We start from the raw sequence: 18,850 nt of genomic DNA, 5'->3' as shown, positions 1-18,850 counted from the left end.
CGCGATACCCAGCGTGTCCGACACACCCAGGCCGCCCGGGTTCTGCCATCTTGTCCGCTCAGCTTGAGGACGGCCTGATTCCGGCCGACGGCGCCTTGCCTCCCAGAGCCTCTTCGGCCCGTTGCGCGAAGACACCGGCGAATCGGGTGAGGAAGGAGTCCGCCATGTCGACGTGTGTACCCGACCAGGCCGTGGACAGCATGATGACGCTGCCCTTTCGGACAAGGATCGTCAGGCCTTTCGACCCCTTGACCGCCGATGGACTCAGCCCGACCACGGCATTTCGCTGATCTCCGAGTTTCCCGACCGGCAGGGCCTTCGGAGCCGGCATCCACCCCTTCCACGCCTTCCAGACGGTTCCGTAGGCGGCTTGGGCTGCGGCAGGGTCGCGGTACGTCTGGACCATGAAGGAGATGACCGGTCTTTTCTGCTGGTGAAACTCAGAAGCACCGACGAAGCGGACCCGCTTGCAGGAGCCTTGCTCGGCGTCCTCGGAACACCGAGCGAGACCCAGCGTCTTGGCCTTCTCCAGCGGATAGACGACTGGCTCGATGGTGGCTTCCCAGCCGGGCAAGGACGCAGCGTCCGGCAGCACCGCCCGTACCTGACCAGCATGCAGAGAGACAGGTTCTGCAGTTCCTCCACCACCACATCCGCTCACCAGGGCAACGGAGGCGGCCACAGCCCTGGCCGCCTTACGCGCATTCATCGGACCGTCCGACAGCCCCGGTGTATGCGGCCGCCAACTTCTTCATGGCGGAGACGTCACCGAGGTCCGGGTCGTGGACTCGCAGGGAGGTGAACAGGAGCTGTTCGTCGTGATGAGAGTTCTTGCAGCCTTTGACCAGTACAACAGCGCCTGTTCCGCTGTACAGGTTGCCGTCGGAGGACAATTGGGCTTTGTCCAGTTGTGGATTGCCCGATGCGACCGTGGCACTGGACGCACCCTCTGGCCACCATTCCACATTCGTCATCAGCGCCCACTTGCTGTCGACGTCCAGTCGGCAGATCTTCCTGGAGGGCACAGGACGTGTCTCCGACACACGGATTTTCTTGCCCGAGGGGAGGAACGGCGAGACCAGGTCGGGGTCGACCGGGACACCGCACAGCGCTCCGGGTACGTCGTATTCCTTCTGGTCGTCGGACCCCGAGCAGCCGACGACCAGACTGAGCATGCCGAGCGCCGCGGTGGTTGCCACTACTCGCCGAGCCATCGCATACTCCTGACTTTCTCCGACCGGCTTGACCTTGACATCAGATGTCCGTGACGAGTTCAGCACCGACGCGCTCCATGTAATCGCCACCTTCGAGAAATCCCTGGTTGGAAGACTGCTCCGCCCACGTGGAAACGTCACGATCGAGGTGGTACTGCTTGGCCGCATTGAAGGCAGCCGCACTCGTGTACTTCATGTTGGCCTGGGTACCGTTCTCCCAGTCCTCGCCCATCTTGGCACCGGCATCGTCCTTGGCACTGCCTTCGGCGTCCTTGAAGAGTTCCTCCAGCATCATGCTGGTGGCCGTACCGGCGACACCGCCCACCCCGGCGCCGACAGCCGGAGAGGCAATGAACGAGGTGCCGACACCGACGCCGGTGCCGACCGTTCCCGACAGCAGGTTCTTCCACTGGGCAACCGAGTGATCGAAATCCTTGTCCTCGACGTCAGCGGGTCCAGCGACCGCTTCGTTGCGCCCCATGGCAAGGGTTCCCGACACCTGGCCCGAGTGTCGTGCGATGTCCCGGACCGTGAGTTCCAAGTCGCGGTCGGGCCGCTGGCTTTCCGGCAGGTCCGGATTCAGGTGGTACTCCAGCAGCTTCCCCATGTACCTCTTCTGGCCCACCTCGACAGCGGCGTAGCCGTGAGGGTCCTGTCCGACGGCGAAGAGGAACCGCGAGACGTCGCGGTGGTTCACTTCGGCAGGCGTGCCCTGAACGGGGTACAGCTTCTGGAGACGTTCCCACGCGGCTTGACCTGCCGCGTCACCCTTCTCCGGATGCCGATCGACGTCGGTTGTGGCGCGATCGATGTCCGGAAGGTATTCCGATGCGATCTGGCCGATGTTGTCCGACATGTAACTGTGATCGGTGAGCCGCCCGTTGTCTTCCGAGATCGAGGACACGATGCTCTGGAACAGTTTTGCCTGACCTGGATCATGGGCCGGCGTGTCGTCGGTGGGCAGTTCACCCGCAGGATGGCCGGTCGCTGCGGCTTCCAGAGCGGATGCCAGGTCGTTGCGTCCATCGGTGCTCGCATCACCGCTGCCGTCGCTCTTGATTTCGTGCGGCCAATGGCGATCTTCGAACAGGTACTTGAAGTTGGAGACGGCGTGCTTGTGGTCGCTGTCCTTCGGGATGAAGTCGTCGTTGAAGAAGTCGGTGGCGGCGTCCGGATTGTTGGAGAGCCCCTTCAGGTATCCGCTCAGCGGATCCCAGCCCGAGTCGCCGCCCAGCCGGTTCAGATAGGGGTCGGAAGCCAAGCGTCCCCAGGCGGCATAGTTCCCGTCGTGCGTCAGCTTGCGCTCTGTCGCCATCAACTGCTTGCCGTAGTCGGCCATGAACGCATCGTCATAGTCCCCGCCGCGCATGAGGTTGCTCATGATTTGGAAGCCGATGACGTTCCTTCGGTGTCCGACCGGCTGGTCACCCAACTCGATGACGTCACGCTTCCACTGAGTCATGCTCGGTGTGTCGCTCTGACTCGCCGTGGCCAGTGTCAGCCCCAGGCTCTTCTGCAGTTCGTCGAACTCTTCCCGTCGATTGCGAGTGAGTTCCGGTGCCACCATGGGATCCGCGACGCCGGCCCAGAACTCCAGGGTCTTCTTCGCTCCGAGCGTGGTCGTGAAGCGTTCGGCGAACAGGGGATCGTCGTGGTACTTCTTCAAGCCGGCGTTCAGAAGGTCGAATTCCTTGACCGTGAGGTCCTCCGGATCCTGCCTCGCCAGCTTCGCCAACGTGTCGGCCTCCTTGACGGCCGCCGCCGCGGTGTCCCGGTCCTTGTAGCTGACGTCGGAGAAGCCCATCTTGGTCTGGTCGGCGATCGCCATGAGGACGGTCTTCGCTGTGTTGTCGCTCTCGGTAGCCTTGCCGAGGATGCTCTGGATCTCGTCCCGTAGGTCGTCGACGTCCTTCTGATTGGTCGCGCTCTTGTTGCCGCTCGGGTCCGAGTGCCAGTCGGGCCGTGTGTTGCCCATGACAGTGAACCCGCCGTCGCCGGTGTCCACGACGGTGAGGTCCCTCCCGTTGCCTCGCGAGACGGCGTCCGCCAGCTGCCGGTGGAACGACTTCAACTCGTCCCGGGTGTCGAGCAGGATCTTGTAGATGGTGGTGGCCTGCGTGTGGGCGTCTCCGAACTCGCCGGCCGTCTTGCCGATGAACTCCTTGGAGACCTTTGCGTTCACCCCGGCCCACTCGGCCTGGTTGGCGGCCTTGTGCAGGCTGTCCTCAGCGTCCTTCTTCAGGTCTGCGAGGTGCTTCACCAGCGTCGACCAGTCGGTGACGGCGTCGTCGAGCAACTTGAAGTTCGCGTGGTACAAGGCATTGAAGTTCATCGGCGGTCGTCCCAGGAGTAGCGGTGCCGGATGTGGTGATCGTCTGCGTCGTCGACAACTCAGGCGCGGCTAACCCTTCTTCTTGCCCTCGCCCTTTCCGTCGTCCCCGTAGTCGTTCTTCTCGCCCGGCGCCCCGACCCGTTCGTCGAACCCGTCGTCCAGTGCGTCGATGCTGCTCATCTGCCGCTGGATGTAGTGCTCGTCGTTCGCGTGCACGGCCTTGGTGACCTGCATGTGGTTGGCGATCTGGGCACAGGCGTCCATCAGGGACTTCAACTGCTCCTCCCACCGGTTCGACACGTGCTGGAGTCCGGCGCCGAGGGCGAAGCCCTGCTGGGAGAGGTCACCGGCCGCGCTGTCGCTGCTCGGGGTGGCCACGCGGGCCTTGTCCCAGAGCTGGTCGTAGAGGTGGTGGGCCGCGCTGCCGATCTTCTCCAGGTCCTTGTGACCCACCTTGAGGTCACCGGTCTTGCCGGGAAGGACATAGGGGCCGTACGTCCCACCGCCCCCGTCGACATGGTTGAGCTGCATGTGCGCCGACTGCCCCTGGACAGCCTGTGCCTTGAGCTGCTCCCACTCGTCCCATGCCATGGAAGGGCCCCTTCCCCCGTCGATGCTCCGGTGCCGGGTCAAGCTAGCAACCCACGTCGATAAAAATTTGCACCATGTCCGCTATACGCCATGTGTCGGCTGTGAAAGTTCGGCGGAGGTGCGCCCGTTTGCGCCCGTCGGCTGGTCGGCGCGGGCCTCGTCACGGCGGCCACCGGGCGCGGCACCGAACTGTTCGGCAACGCCGGGGCCGGCCCGCCCAAGGTGAGGTTTTGTGGATGCAAAGTTCCTCCCCCATGGAGCCCGAATCCACCGCACACCGTGCCCATGTGAAGTTTCTGAGCAGATGTCACCCCCCTTCTGTCGCGATTGGGCGCCTTGTCGGCATCCGGGTGTCATGAGTCGGTCACTTCGGGACAGCTTCGCAACTGAACCGTCGCGGAGTTCAGTTGGCCGCGATTTACACAGTGACTACAGTGGTCGGCGATAGATCGGTGGTGTGGCTGCGTGCCACCCGGTCTGTCCGGCTGTACCAACGGGGAAACGGGGAAGGGGTCGCGGTGAGCGGCGGTAGCGGCTCGGGTATGAGGCGCGGCATCGATGCGCTGGCGAAGTTCAAGAAGAAGGTGGACGACGCGCTGACGGCTTTCGAGGGTGCCCCCGGCAGTCCATCGAGGTTGGCGGAGCACAGGCTCAGCCCCAGTTCGTTCAGCGGCTCGAACATCCCCTTCAACGAGGCGACCGACCTGCACGGCAAGTACGAGCAGGTGCACGAGCGCCTCACCTCGCTGTCGAGGAACCTGGGTCTGCAGATCGAGGCCCTGACGCTCGCTGCGCACGCCGCCGATGTCACGTACGACGGTACGGAGGACGAGGTACGGCGCCGGTTCTGGGAGATCCGCTCGCACCTCGACGAGGAGCACCACAAGGCGACGCAGTCGAAGGACAAGGACGCCGGGAACAAGCCTGTCAAGGCTGCTGAGCACGGCGGCGACGACAAGTCTGCGGGGGCAGGTTCCATTGACTGACAACTGGCAGCAGCAGCCCGAGTACAAGGCCGACGTCGAGCAGGCCAACCGCCAGGTCGGCTTCGTCAACACGCTCAGCCGGCTGCAGAACGGGTTCCGGGGCACGCCGATCGGGGCGGCTCTGTCCATGGGCAGGACCGACTTCGAGGGTCACAACCTCAACGCGATGCTCGACCTGGTCCACCACGCCAACCCCGAGCACCTGGAGACGGCCAGCAAGGCCCTGTGGGACGCCCGTACGGCCATCCACGAGGCGGCGACGGATCTGGAGACCCACCTCAAGGGCGTCGACTGGGAGGGCGAGGGCGCGGAGCAGTTCCGCTCCTGGACCGACGGCCTGATCACCTGGACCAAGGGGCTCGCGACCTTCGCCGACGTCGCCGCCACCGAGATCTCCACCGCCGCCACCGGACTGGCCTCGGTGCGCAGTTCCATGCCCGCGGAACGGGACCCCCGTCCCGCGGACGAGCAGAAGCTCCCCACGGAACTCCCCAAGGCGAAGCAGGTCGACAGCAACCCCGACTACGCGACCGCGGTGAAGGTCGAGAAGAACCGGCAAGAGGCGATCAACCAGATGAACCGGTTGGCGTCCTTCTACTCGGTTTCCGCGATGGCACTGGGAATGGCGCTGGAGACCGACCCGAAGCCGTATACGCCTATTCCGGATGTGGGGGTGCCCCAGCCGTCGGGGCGTGAATGGCCGCGCCACTCGGGGTCAGCAGCACCCGCCTCTCTCGGTGGAGGCGCAGCGAGAAGCCACGGGAGCACGACGGGTAGCCACATCGAGCCGGTGACTTCAAGTGGTACCGGTGGCAGTGGTCACGTACCGCCCCTTAGGGAAGTCCACGAGCCCAGCACGCCCTCCGGTCACGAGGTCGGCACGGAGATCAACACCACGACCACCCTTCCGACCCAGACGCCCGCCACACCGCCCAGCTCTCCGACGCCGACTCTACCGACCACCAGTGGTGGCGGCCCGCTGCCCCCGCTCCCCACTGGGCCGATGGCGCCTCCTGTCGTGCCGACCGCCGGTCGTACCCCCGGCTACGGCCCGATCGGCCGGCTGCCGACCTCCGCGCAGGGGCGCACTGGTCCGTCGGGTACCGCGAGCGGTCGTGTGCCGCAGGTTCCGACGGGGCAGCCCGGTCGCTCCGTCGCCGGTGGCCGAGTGCCGCAGAGTCCCATCGGACAAGCGGGTCGTTCCGCCGCCGGCGGTCGGGTGCCGCAGGGGCCGACGGGCCAGCCCGCGCGTGCCACGGGCCGCGCGACCCCGGCTGGTCAGCCGGGTGCACGCGGGCCCGTCCAGTCCGGTCGCGCGCAAGTGGGTCGTCCTGTCACCGGTGGAACGCCGAGGACGACCAACACGCCTGGCGGACGCACAGGAGTGACCGGTCCCACCGGTCAGGCGCGTAACGGTGTCGTGGGCGGGAAGCCCGTCACGGGCCGTGGCTCCGGAGGGACGGCCAACCCCCGTGTGCCGCGCGGTATGGTCGTCGGCGCCGAGGAACCGGCCTCCTCCACGCCCACCAAGGGCAGCCTCGGTCAGCGAGGCGTCGTCGGTGCCCCTACGGCGAAGGCGGAACCCGGTGCGGGGCAGGCGGTACTGCGCTCGGCGAGCAACCCGGAAGGTGTGATCGGCGCGCCCCGCAACACCGGTGGTTCCCCGCTCAACGGCTCCGAGGCAGGCTCCAAGGGACTCGGTCGCGGAGCGGTGGGCGGACGTGCCGGCGGGGCTGCCGAGACGCACCGGCAGCGCCCGTCGCAGCAGCGGCGTGATGTGCCCGAGAAGAGCGACTGAGCGAGCGAGGACGTAGACAGGCATGAAGCCAGGGACCGGCCGACGCGGCACGAGGAATGCCCTGATGAGGCGCAACGCGAGACGGCTGTCTGCTGTCTGCTCGGTACTGGGCGCGCTGGCCATCGCATCGGCAGGACTGGCCCCCGGAGCCGTGGCTGCTGACGGCGGCCAGCCCAAGCAGTGGTATCTCGACGCGATGGGCGCCAAGGAGATATGGAAGTACAGCACCGGCAAGGGGGTGAAGGTCGCTGTCGTCGATACCGGAGTGAACCCGGACACGCCTTCGCTCAAGGGCCAGGTGCTTGTCGACGAGGTACCCAAAGCCGCGAAGTACCACGTCACCCAGGACTATGACGGCCATGGCACCTCGATTGCCGAAATAATCGCCGGTACCGGAGCCGACGGTAGCGTGAAGGGCCTGGCTCCCGAGGCGAAGATCATCCCCATCAGGGTGGGGCTTGACCAGCTGAGAGATGGGGACGAACGGGCAAAATCCCTCACCTCTGCCGAGGCGATCAGGGCTGCCGCTGACAGCGATGCCAAGATCATCAACATGTCCTATGGCAGCCGGTACTACAACTCAGAGGAAGAAGTAGCCCTCAAGTACGCCGCGTCCAAGGGCAAGCTGCTCTTTGCGTCCACGGGTAACACCGGAGACCAGGGGAACAAGCGGAACTATCCGTCCATGGATCCGTACGCTGTTGGTATCGGGGCCATCGACAAGACTGGAACCGTGGGCAATTTCTCCTCCTACGGCAACCAGGTCGACCTCGCGGCGCCGGGCCTCGACGTCCAGGGCTGGTGCGACAACACGTTCACGAAGTACTGCGCCGAGTCCGGTACGAGTGCCGCCTCCGCCATCGCCTCCGCCTCCGCCGCCCTCGTCTGGTCCGCTCACCCCGACTGGACGGCCAACCAGGTCCTGCGCTCCTTCATCGACACCGCCGGCCGGACCTGGGCCAAGAACAAGCCCAGCAAGTACCTCGGCTACGGCATCATCCGCCCGCGCCGGGTGCTGATCGACAAGGACATCGATCCGGGCCCGGCCAACAGGGACCCCCTCGCGGCCGAGAACGGGGCGGACCCGGACGAGGACATCACGGCCGGCGGGGGATCCTCGGCCACGCCCACCGACCGAGCGTCGGTGAAGCCGAACAAGAAGGCCGGTTCCGCCAACGGTCCCACCTCCGCCGCCGCGAAGGACACCGAGTCCGGCAGCGACACCCCAACCTGGGTGATCATCGGCGCCGCAGCCGCCGTACTACTCGTCGGAGGCGCCGGTTTCGCCGTGCTGCGCGCACGCCGTAACGCCTGAGCGGTCTCCCGCGTACCTGTTCATTCGCCGAGTGAGCAGCAGCCCGCTTGCCGCCCGCGCCGGTGCCTGACTCAGGCTCGGCGCCCGGCAAGGTCATTCCACGAAGAAAGGCACGGACATGGCGACGCAGCGCCAGAAGGTAAGCGACAAGGACATCATCCACCTCGAAAAGGAGCTGCTGCACCGTTTCGAGGGCATCAAGGGCCAGCTCAAGGAGCTCCAGGCCATCATCGACAGCCTTGAGGGCCACTGGAAGGGCATCGGCGCCGGCGCCTTCAACACCAAGCAGACCGAGATCAACGAGCGCATGGTGCGGATCGGCAACATCCTCGCCAAGTTCATCGAGGCCATGAGCACCACCCGGCGGATCAAGGACGGCACGGAGGACGAGGTCCGCTCGCAGGTGCAGAGCATCGACGTCGACCTCGGCGGCTCGCACTCGGCGCTGTCCAGCTACTGATCCCCACCTGGCCAACACTTCTCAGCAACGGAGCAATCATGGGCGTCAACAACAGCGGTGAGCTCGAGGTCACTTACGGCTCTCTCGACGAGACCGCCACGCGGCTGGCCGACCACGCGCAGCGACTGGAAGAGAGCCTGGAGGCCATCAAGCGGAAGGTCGCCGGCGTCGCCAGCATGTGGGAGGGCGAGGCCCACAACGCGTACACCGAGCAGCAGGCCGCCTGGGACCGTGAGGCTCACGGCATCCACGAGGCCCTCAAGGCCATCGGCAGGGTCGTGCACGCGGCCGGCGGTGACTACCAGGGCGGCGACCGGAAGGCCGCCGGCTACTTCATGTAAGCCGGCTTCACACGTCGGCCGGACCGGCCGGCGCAGCACGGCAGCGGGGTGGGCACGCACGGGAGGTGCCCACCCTCTGTCGTGCCGGTCGGCCCCGGTGCCAGGTACAAGCCTCAGCGGGATGTACAAGCCTCAGCAGGACGTACGAGCCTCAGCGAGACGTAAAAACCTGCGCGGGACGTGCACGCCCCAGCGCAACGAACAATTGCCCGGCGCAACGAACAAGCCCCAGCGCAACGAACGAGACCGGGACAGGACATGCATGCCACAGGGCGCGCCACGGACGTGGCCGCCGGGGGAGGAGCGGGCAGGGCCGCCGGGTCACGGCGGCGGGTGGGCCCGTACGTCGTGATCACCGCTCTGGACGACCCCCGTACCCGGGTCCCCGTCCCCGAGCGGCGGTACATCGCCCGCAGTGCCGACGGCCGGCACACCGTCCTGCTCTCCCTTCCGCACGAGGGCGCCGACCCGCGGCCCTTCCTCGCGGAAGCCGACGCGTCCCGCCACCTCCTCGGTCCCGCCTCCGCGCCCGCCACGGCCCTCGCAGCGCCCGGTGAGCCCGCCTGGTACGCCCGCCCCTACCTGCCCGTCCTCCCGCTGCCGACGGCCCTCGCCGTACACGGCGGCCCGCTGCCCGAGCGGACGGTACGCGCGCTCGGCGTGGCCCTCGCCGAGACCCTGGCGGTCCTGCACGGGCAGGGCCTGACCTTCGCGGGCGTGTCGCCCGCTGCCGTCCTGCTCGCCGCCGACGGCCCTCGCCTCTCCTGTTACGGCGCCGTACGGGCCGCCGCCCCGGACGGCACGCCCCGGTCCGGGCTGCCCGGCCTGGAGCCGGGCAGCCTGCCGCCGGAGCAGGCGACGGGCGGGCGCCCGCGCCCCCTGGGGGACGTGTACGCGCTCGGGGCGACGCTCGCGTACGCCGCCACCGGCCACACGGCCCCGGAGCGGGACGAGCTCCCGGCCGCCTTCCGTACCGTCATCGGCCGGTGCCTCACCCGTGATCCCGGCGCTCGTCCCCAGCTCGCCGAGCTGATCGACGCGTTGGCCGGCGGGGACCCGTCCGGTTCCGCCGCTCTCCTCGCCCCCGGCTGGCTGCCCGGACGGGTGATCGCCGCCCTCGCGCACCAGTCGGCGGCCCTGCTCACGGCGGAGATCCCGGCCGAGGCCGTGGCCGCGCCCCTCACCACCGCCACCCCCCACCGGGACTGACCGCCATGCCCTCTCCTCTCACCCACGACGATCCGGAGACGATCGGCCCCTACCGGCCCGTGGCCCGCCTCGGCAGCGGCGGTATGGGCACCGTCTACCTGGCCCGCAGCGCGGGCGGCCGTACCGTCGCGCTCAAGACGATGCACGCCCGCATCGCCTCCGACCCGGCCTTCCGCACCCGGTTCCGGCTGGAGACCGACGCGGCACGGGTCGTGGGGGAGCGGTACGGCGCGGGGATCGTCGACGCCGATCCACGGGCCGAGACGCCCTGGTTCGCCTCCGAGTACGTGCTCGGGCCGCCCCTCGACGAGGCCGTGGAGCTGTGCGGGCCCCTGCCCGAGGCGTCCGTGCGGGCGCTGGGGGCGGCGTTGTGCGGGGCGCTGGGGCAGTTGCACGGGTCCGATGTCGTCCACCGCGACCTCAAGCCGTCCAACGTCCTCGTCACCGCCTACGGGCCCAAGGTCATCGATTTCGGCATCGCCCGGGCGGCCGGCGACGAGCGGCTCACCCGGATCGGGGTCGCCGTCGGCACCCCGGCCTTCATGTCACCCGAGCAGGCGGGCGGGCAGGAGCACTCGACGGCGGGTGACGTGTTCGCGCTCGCCGGTCTGCTCGTCTTCGCCGCCGCCGGGCACCCGCCCTTCGGGCACGGGCAGGCGGCGGACCTCCTCTACCGGGTGCAGTACGGCGAGCCCGACCTGAGCGGGGTGCCCGCCGGCCTGGTGCCGGTGCTCGCGCAGTGCCTGGACAAGAATCCCTTCCGGCGGCCGACCACTTCCCTATTGGGCGCGGAACTCCACGACGGGTCCGGCGAGTTCGCCGACCACCTGCCCGCCGCGCTGCTCGCGGACATCGCACGCCGGGCGACCGAGGTCTGGCAGCTCACGCCGCACCGGCTGCCGGCGCCGCCCGAAGAGGCGGAGACGGCGGTGCCGCCTGCCGGCGCGCCCCCCTCCCGCCGGCGGCTGCTGATCGGCGGCGGGGCCGCGGCCCTGGCCGTGGCGGGTGGCGGGGCCGGGGCGTGGGCCTGGCGCGGGCGGGCCGGAGCGGGGCCGCGGGCCACGGCCGGCGGCGGTGACGGTTCGGTGCCGGCCAAGACCGACTCCGTCTGGCAGATCCAGGTCGGTGATCCGCCCGACGACACCGTGCCGGCGCAGCTCCACGCCGTCGGGGGCCTCGTGACCCTGGTGGCGGGCAAGGGCCTCGGGGGCGTCACCGCGCGGACCGGGCGCATCCAGTTCGCCTCGGACCAGATGGAGAACACCTGGCAGGTGGCCACCGACGGCCACCGTCTCATCAGGCTGGTGCAGGCGGACGGTGCCGGGAACAATGCCGGCAAGCCCGGCGGGTTCCCGCTGCTGCTCGCCTCCGTCGACCTGGTCACCGGCGAGGCGGGGGAGCCCTTCGCCCAGTACACCGACTTCAACGGTGTCCTGCCCCAGAACCAACTGGTGTGCACCGCCGACGGCGTCGCCTATGTGGCGGCCGGCCGCGGCGAGTTCTCCCTCCAGGGCTTCCTCGCCTCGCAGTCCTGGTCCCTGTTCGCCGTCGACATCTCCTCGGGCAGACGGCTGTGGACCGCACCGCTGCCCGCGCGGCGCCAGGGCTCCGCGCGGCTCTACTTCCTCGGCGCCGTGGTGGCCGGTCACCGGCTCGTGACCCTCCAGGAGGGCAACGACGGCGCCGTGCGGGCCGTCGTACGCGACACCCGGACGGGGACCGTCCGCTGGGAACGGCCGCTCGACGGGGTCGTACCGGACCGTGTGCGCCGGCCGCCGGCCGTCGACGAAGACCATCTGTACGTGGGGAGCGGGCCGCTGCGAGCCCTGCGCCTCGGCGACGGCAAGCTCGCCTGGGACACCACGTCGACGCATCCGGGGGCCGTGTACGGCCCCCCGGTGGTGAAGGACGACATCGTGTACGCGGCCCAGCAGGGCCACGGGCTCGTCGGCTTCTCCGACGACCGGGGGATCCTCATGTGGAAGGAGGAGGGCGGGCAGGGGGCCGGGGCCGACATCACCGCCGCGCCGGTGATCGGGCCCCGCTACATGTACAACAAGCGCGGTTCGCGGCTGTGGGCCATCGCCTGGAGTTCCACCGGTGCCCCGGTCCGGTCGTTCAGGACCACCGCCGACCGGTTCCTCGCCCACGAGGAGTCCGGGCTCGTCATCGCGCTGGGCGGCAGGTTCCTCGCGGCCTTCCCGCTGCAGTGAGCCGCCCTCCGGTGGAAAGAAGAGAAAGCGATCACAGATGAGACCCCTCGGGACCGGTGACCCGATCCGGCTCGGCCCGTACCGGCTGCTCGGTGTGCTGGGCGAAGGCGGCATGGGCAAGGTGTACGTCGGCCAGGACCACGCGGGCGCCGTCGCCGCCGTGAAGGTGCTCCGGCCCGAACTCGCCCATGACGCCGGCCTGGCCCGGCGATTCGTGCGCGAGGCGCTGGCGGCCCAGGCGGTGCGCAGCCCGGGTGTCGCGACCGTACTGGGCGCGCAGACCGAGGGCGGGCGGCCGTGGATCGCCACCGAGTTCCTCGCCGGGCCGACCCTGGACCAGGTCGTCGACCGGTACGGCGCGTTGGACGACGCGCGCCTGCGTGCCCTGGCCGCCTCCGTGGCCCGCACGCTGCGTGACATCCACGCCGCCGGTTTCGTCCACCGTGACCTCAAGCCGCCGAACATCGTGATCACCTCGGACGGGCCGAGGATCATCGACTTCGGTATCGCCCGTCCCGAACACGGCCTGACACTCACCACCACCGGGCAGATCCCGGTCACCCCGGGCTACGGCGCCCCCGAGCAGGTGCTCGGGCACCGGGTCACCTGGGCTGCCGACGTCTTCTCCCTCGGCGCCGTCCTCGTGTACGCGGCCACCGGCCACCGGGCGTTCGACGGCACCCACGTGGCCGCCGTCCAGTACGAGGTCGTCCACGGTGAGCCGCGCTGGCAGGGCCTCTCACCCGAGCAGTACACCCTGATCGCCCCCTGTCTGGCGAAGGACGCGGCGGCACGGCCCACCCCCGAGCAGATCGCCACGGCCTTCGCCCCGCCCAGGAAGGCGGGTGCGGTGTGGAAGCACGGGCCCGTCGCGGACGCGATCAAGGAGCGGGAGCGCGAGGTGCGGAACCTCGGCGCGCCGCTGCTGCCCACGGCGCGGGCCGGGACAGGACCGGGCCGGCGGCGCCTGGTGACCGGGCTGGCGGCCGGCGGATCCGTGCTCGCGGTGGGCGGCGCCGGGGCGGGCTGGTGGCTGCTGCGCGGTGGCGAGAGCGTCCGGCGACGACCGGACGGCCCGTTCGACTACCCGCCCGCCGTGAAGACACCGGCGGCACGACTGCTCTCCGCCGACCGCGGCGACTACGTCGTCGGAGGCTCTCCCACAGAGCTGTGGAGAGCGGATGACGTGACCGGTGCCAGGTCCCCGGCCCCCCTGCCGGTACGGGACGTCGTCATCGTCGGCCATCCGGTCAGCGGCGTGGCGGCGCTCGACGTCACCGACGGCAAGCGCCGCTGGAGCGCTCCGGAGATGAGGACGACGTCCCGCTGCCTGTCGCTGTCCGACCGGCTCGTCGTGGCCGCCGATGCCCACGGCACGCTGCACACCTTCGTCCCGGCCACCGGCAAGCCCAAGTGGACGGCGCAGGCGGACGCCGAGACGCTGCTGACTGCGGACACCGAAGCGGTCTACCTGCTGACGAAGGACCACCGGCTGCGTGCCGTGGGCCGCTCGGACGCCAGGATCCGCTGGACCGTGCGGCTGCCAGAGGACTTCCGCAGGAAGATCCTGCCCGAGCCGGTCGCCCACCAGGGCCGGCTCGTGATCACCACCTCCACGGGGCACGTCATGGCGGTGAACGCGGAGAACGGCCGTACGGAATGGACGGCCCACGACCTGACGGAGAAGCGGTCCCTCGTCCCGGCCGCCCACGACGGCATCGTCGTCCTGAACGGCAGGACGCTGTCAGGGCGCCGCGTCTCCGACGGAAAGCGACTGTGGGCGTACACGGAGAAGGCCTACTACGACGACAGCAGCAAGGAATGGGGCCGGCCCGCCATCCACGGCGATGCGGTGTACGCCCTCGGCTGCGACACCCAGAACTTCGGCTACCCGATGGCGTTCGACGTACGCAGCGGCAAGAAGCGGTGGGAAGGAGGGGTGGCGCTGACGAGCAACGACCATCCCATCCTCCGCCAGGGCCACGGTGTCTGGCTGCTGGACAACGGACCCGTACCCACGGTCTCGGCCACGGGCACCGAGAAGGACGCCCGGGAGACCTGGTCCTACAAACCCACCGACAGAGCCGCCTCCGCCACGTTCTCCACCGCCGGCAACCGCGTCTTCATGACGTGCGACAACACCCTCCTGGCCCTGCCGGTGTTCTGACGCCGCGTGAGCAGGGAACCCGGCGGCCGTTCGGCCGCCGGATCGGGGAGGTGCCGGTCGGGTGGGCCGGGCCGGCCGGCGCTCTCAGTACTCCACGTCCACCCATCCCGTCTGGACCAACGGCTTGCCGCGCTTGCGTGACACGAACACGCCCCGCCCGGCGGGCATCGGCCGGGGCCGTACCCCGCCGAGGACCTCGCCCTCGGCCGGGTCGCCGGCCAGGATGATGCCCTGCGCGCCGAGTTCCTTCATGCGCTGCATGAACGGCTCGTAGGAGGCGCGGCCCGCACCCGCGGACGAGCGGGCGATGATGAAGCGGACGCCGACGTCACGGGCGAAGGGCAGCATCTCCGTCAGGCCGCTCAGCGGGTTGCCGCTGGACGTGGAGACCAGGTCGTAGTCGTCGATGACGACGAACACCTGCGGGCCACGCCACCAGCTCCGGTCCCGCAGCTGCTGCGCGGTCACATCGGCCGTCGGGGTCCGGCGCTGCATGAGGTCGGCCAGGGCCGTCATGTGGTGGTCCATCTGGCTGGACATCGGGATGTACTCCGCCAGGTGCGTCGCCGGGGTGACGTCCAGCAGCGAGCGGCGGTTGTCCACCACGAAGAACTTCGCATCGTCGCCGCCGTACCGCAGCGACAACTGCTCGATCAGCAGCCGCAGCAGGTTGGACTTGCCGGACTCGCTCTCGCCGAAGACGAGGAAGAACGGGTCCTGGTCGAAGTCGACGAACACCGGCTCCAGGTTGTCCTCGTCCAGCGCGAAGGCGACGCCCCGCTGCGGGAACCGGTCGCCCGGCGGCAGCTTGGCGGCCTCCAGCCGGCGTGGCAGCAGCCGCACCTTGGGGGCGCCCGGCGCCTGCCAGTGGCGGGCGACCTCCGTGGTCAGCGCCGCCGTGGCCTCGGCCAGGTCGGTGTCGGAGGTCAGGCCGTCGATGCGCGGCACCGCCGCCATGAAGTGCAGCTTCTGGGGGGACAGACCGCGGCCGGGGACACCCGCGGGGACGTTCACCGCCACCTTGCGGTCGATCTCCGAGTCCATCACGTCACCCAGGCGGAGCTCCAGGCGGTTCATCAGGTGGTCCTTGAGGTTCGCCCGGACCTCCATCGAGCGCGACGCCGTGATGACCAGGTGGATGCCGTAGCCGAGGCCGCGGGCGGCGATGTCCAGGACCGCCGGCTCCAGTCCCTCGTAGTCCGTACGGAAGTTGCCCCAGCCGTCGATGACCAGGAAGACGTCACCCCACGGCTGGTCGGTGACCGGGATGTCGCCGCGGGCGCGCCGGGCACGGTAGTCGGCGATCGAGGCGATGCCGGCCGTACGGAAGTACTCCTCGCGCCGGGTGAGGACGCCGTAGACCTCGGAGACCGTGCGGCGCACCCGCTCCGGGTCCAGGCGCGAGGCGATGCCGCCGACGTGCGGGAGCCCGTCCACCGCGGCCATACCGCCGCCACCGAAGTCGAGGCCGTAGAACTGCACCTCGTGGGGGGTGTGCGTGAGGGCGAAGGAGCAGATGAGACTGCGCAGGAACGTCGACTTGCCGGACTGGGGGCCGCCGATGACCTGCATGTGGCCCGCCGCGCCCGAGAAGTCGAGCAGGAGGCGGTCACGACGCTGCTCGTAGGGCTTGTCGACCAGGCCGGCGGGTACCACCAGACGGCCCGCGCCCTCGTAGGCGGGCTGGGTCAGACCACGGCCCTGCACCGCCGTCAGGCCGGGCAGCAGCGCGTCCAGCGACGGCGGGCTCTCCAGCGGCGGCAGCCACACCTGGTGCGCGGCCGGTCCCTGCGCCTCCAGCCGGCGCACGATCACATCGAGGACCGTGTCGGCCAGCGCCTCGTCCACCTCCGGCACGGACTCGGTGCGCTGCCGCGGGATGGCGGTGTACTGCACCGGCACCTCGGCGGCCGTGAACAGCACGGGCCGCCGGTCCACCGGGAGCTGCCCGCCGGGCAGTGCCGCCCGCTGGGGCCCCGAGCGGTACACGCCGGAGACGTACGCCGCCTTGAAGCGGACCATCTCGTCCGTGCCGTACTTCAGGAAGCCGGAGCCGGGGACGTTCGGCAGCTCGTAGGCGTCCGGGACGCCGAGCGCGGCGCGTGACTCGGCCGCCGAGAACGTCCGCAGACCGACCCGGTACGACAGGTACGTCTCAAGCCCCCTGAGCCGTCCCTCCTCCAGACGCTGCGAGGCCAGCAGCAGGTGCACGCCCAGCGAACGGCCGATACGGCCGATCTGCACGAACATCTCGATGAAGTCCGGCTTCGCCGTCAGCAGCTCGCTGAACTCGTCGATCACCAGGACGAGGGACGGGATCGGCTGCAGCGGCGCACCCGCCGCGCGCGCCTTCTCGTAGTCGTGGATGTTGGCGTAGTTGCCCGCGTCGCGCAGCAGTTCCTGGCGGCGGTTCAGCTCACCGCGGATGGAGTCGCCCATGCGGTCGACCAGGGTGAGGTCGTCCGCGAGGTTGGTGATGACGGCCGCCACGTGCGGCATCTGGGACATGCCGGCGAAGGTCGCACCGCCCTTGAAGTCCGCGAGGACGAAGTTCAGCGTCTCGGAGGAGTGGGTCACGGCCAGACCGAGGACCAGCGTGCGCAGCAGCTCCGACTTGCCGGAACCGGTCGCGCCGACACACAGGCCGTGCGGACCCATGCCCTCCTGTGCCGCCTCCTTGAGGTCGAGCATCACGGGCCGGCCGTCCTCGCCGACACCGATCGGCACGCGCAGCCGCTCGGCGAGCGCGCGCGGCCGCCAGGTCCGCTTGGTGTCGACGGACGCCGCGTCGCCGAGGCCCAGCAGGTCGGTGAACTCCAGGTTGGCGAGCAGCGGTTCGTCGTCGTCGCCGCCCGCCGCCATGCGCAGCGGCGCCAGCTGCCGGGCCAGTGCCTCGGCGGTCTCGTAGGAGAGGGCGTCCGGGGTGCCCTCGTAGACCTCTCCGTGCCCCGACTCCAGGCGCAGCAGGCCGGGCTGCACGACGATGGACAGGTCGCCGCCCGCCGTCGTGAGATCGCCCGGCACCACCTCAAGCACCGTGACGCCCTGCAGCCCCTCCGGGTTGGCGAGCACCGAGTCCGGCAGCAGGGACAGGTCGTCCAGTACGAGCACGATGTGCGGCTCGTCCAGCAGCGGCGCGGCGCCGGGGTGGAAGCGCGGCCGGCCGGTCAGCCGGGCGGCGAGCAGGTCCTCCAGCTCCCGCGGGTCGGTGCCGATGAGCCGGCGGGAGCCCGCGCCGTCCACGGCACCGGACGCCTGCACGTGCGGCAGCCACTTCGCCCAGTCCCAGTGCGGCAGTGCCTCACGGCCCGCGGCCACCGCGATGACCAGGTCCTCGGGGGAGTGGAGCGAGGCCAGCGAGCCGACCAGGGCGCGGGCCGAGGCCCGTACGGACTGCGGTTCACCGCTCACCGTGACGTGGTAGAAGGCGCGCAACGACACCGCCATCGGCAGGTCGCCGACGGTGTTGTGCGCGGCCAGGAACCGCTGCATGGCGCCGGCGGTCAGCGGCTCCAGCTGCTCGACGGGACCCGTCTCCGGGGCGATGAGCGGCGTGGCCAGCGGCTGCGGGCCCAGGCCGATGCGGACGTGCGCGAAGTCCTCGTCGCCGGGCCGCCGCTCCCACACCCGGCTGCCCTCGGCGACGAGCGCCCACAGCTGCTCGGGGGAGGGGTGCAGGTAGTACTGCGCGTCCCGCTGCGACTTCGCCGTCTCCACGGCGGACTTGCGTGTCTGCGAGAGGTAACTGAGGTAGTCGCGGCGCATGTCGGCCAGCTGGCCCTGGGAGCCGCGGCGGAAGCGGACCACCATCGCGATGGACATGCCCACCGTCGAGGCGATCATGATCATGCCCATGATCTTCATGAACGGCTGGCCGTTCGTGAAGAAGAAGACCACAGAGCCGCCCATGCCCAGCGTGGGCAGGAGCTGCATGAGCACGCTCTCCTGGTGCCCCCGCGGAAGTTCCGGCGGTGGCTGGACAACGACCTCATCCGTGGGCACTTCGGACGGCAGCGCCCTAGGGGGGCGCTTCACGACAATCTGGCTCACCGCTCACCAATTCCCTTGCCCGACCCAGGCGTTCCGCCCGCCACCCCGTGTCCGGCGGGCGCAGGCCGCCGCGTGATCCTACTGAGTTCACCGGACCCGGGTGAGCGGTAGGGTGCCGGATGTTCGCGTGAGCACACGCCGAGCAGGCTGGAGATACCGGGGCAAACCCCTCAG

General features: G+C 69.7%; 13 protein-coding genes. 8 read left to right on the top strand and 5 right to left on the bottom strand.

All coding sequences use genetic code 11. The features are described 5' to 3' along the window. Positions 1–58: 58 nt before the first annotated feature. The 4 genes from IG05_RS0126065 to IG05_RS0126050 form a co-directional block, all read right to left on the bottom strand. Entirely contained in the window at positions 59–595 is a 537-nt protein-coding gene (locus tag IG05_RS0126065; protein ID WP_030346313.1) for a hypothetical protein, read from the bottom strand. Positions 596–695: 100 nt separating this feature from the next. After that, positions 696–1,280 carry a hypothetical protein gene (locus tag IG05_RS0126060; RefSeq protein ID WP_158839026.1) on the bottom strand — a complete coding sequence of 195 codons (585 nt, stop codon included), beginning with the start codon at positions 1,278–1,280 and terminating at the stop codon, positions 696–698. After that, positions 1,255–3,546 (bottom strand): hypothetical protein, encoded by a 2,292-nt coding sequence (locus tag IG05_RS0126055; RefSeq protein WP_030346310.1) that lies wholly within the window; start codon positions 3,544–3,546, stop codon positions 1,255–1,257. Before IG05_RS0126055 ends, IG05_RS0126060 begins: the two co-directional genes overlap by 26 nt. 69 nt (positions 3,547–3,615) lie before the next feature. Then, positions 3,616–4,137, bottom strand: a complete 522-nt coding sequence (locus IG05_RS0126050; RefSeq protein ID WP_030346308.1) for a hypothetical protein — start codon at positions 4,135–4,137, stop codon at positions 3,616–3,618. A gap of 518 nt (positions 4,138–4,655) precedes the next feature. Between IG05_RS0126050 and IG05_RS0126045 the strand changes: the two genes are divergently transcribed. The 8 genes from IG05_RS0126045 to IG05_RS0126010 all read left to right on the top strand — a co-directional run bounded on the left by IG05_RS0126045 (position 4,656) and on the right by IG05_RS0126010 (position 14,626). Next, positions 4,656–5,123 carry a hypothetical protein gene (locus IG05_RS0126045; protein WP_234336036.1) on the top strand — a complete coding sequence of 156 codons (468 nt, stop codon included), beginning with the start codon at positions 4,656–4,658 and terminating at the stop codon, positions 5,121–5,123. Further along, a complete protein-coding gene (locus IG05_RS0126040) occupies positions 5,116–6,921 on the top strand; it encodes a WXG100 family type VII secretion target (protein WP_030346305.1) in 1,806 nt (601 codons plus the stop codon). The genes IG05_RS0126045 and IG05_RS0126040 overlap by 8 nt, the downstream gene beginning before the upstream one ends. 151 nt (positions 6,922–7,072) lie before the next feature. Continuing rightward, positions 7,073–8,236, top strand: coding sequence for a S8 family serine peptidase (locus tag IG05_RS0126035; protein ID WP_030346304.1), 1,164 nt, complete (start codon positions 7,073–7,075; stop codon positions 8,234–8,236). A 118-nt stretch (positions 8,237–8,354) separates the two neighbouring features. Beyond that, complete coding sequence (locus IG05_RS0126030) at positions 8,355–8,696, top strand: WXG100 family type VII secretion target (RefSeq protein WP_030346302.1); 342 nt, start codon at positions 8,355–8,357, stop codon at positions 8,694–8,696. Between the two features lie 38 nt (positions 8,697–8,734). Further along, a complete protein-coding gene (locus IG05_RS0126025) occupies positions 8,735–9,037 on the top strand; it encodes a WXG100 family type VII secretion target (protein ID WP_030346300.1) in 303 nt (100 codons plus the stop codon). Positions 9,038–9,295: 258 nt separating this feature from the next. After that, on the top strand, positions 9,296–10,246 hold the full coding sequence (locus IG05_RS0126020) for a serine/threonine protein kinase (protein WP_051790283.1): 951 nt from the start codon (positions 9,296–9,298) through the stop codon (positions 10,244–10,246). Between the two features lie 5 nt (positions 10,247–10,251). Beyond that, the gene (locus tag IG05_RS0126015; RefSeq protein ID WP_030346296.1) at positions 10,252–12,459 is read left to right on the top strand and encodes a protein kinase domain-containing protein; all 2,208 of its coding nucleotides are present in this window, start codon (positions 10,252–10,254) and stop codon (positions 12,457–12,459) included. Between the two features lie 37 nt (positions 12,460–12,496). Further along, positions 12,497–14,626, top strand: a complete 2,130-nt coding sequence (locus tag IG05_RS0126010) for a protein kinase domain-containing protein (protein ID WP_030346295.1) — start codon at positions 12,497–12,499, stop codon at positions 14,624–14,626. A gap of 84 nt (positions 14,627–14,710) precedes the next feature. Here the strand turns inward: IG05_RS0126010 and eccCa are convergent, their stop codons facing one another. After that, positions 14,711–18,676, bottom strand: coding sequence for a type VII secretion protein EccCa (gene eccCa / locus IG05_RS0126005; RefSeq protein ID WP_030346293.1), 3,966 nt, complete (start codon positions 18,674–18,676; stop codon positions 14,711–14,713). Positions 18,677–18,850 lie beyond the last annotated feature (174 nt).

This window comes from Streptomyces sp. NRRL S-1022 (assembly GCF_000720135.1).
Taxonomy (GTDB): domain Bacteria; phylum Actinomycetota; class Actinomycetes; order Streptomycetales; family Streptomycetaceae; genus Streptomyces.
The sequence above is the reverse complement of the archived record's forward strand: the minus strand, read 5'-3'. Positions and strand labels throughout refer to the sequence as shown.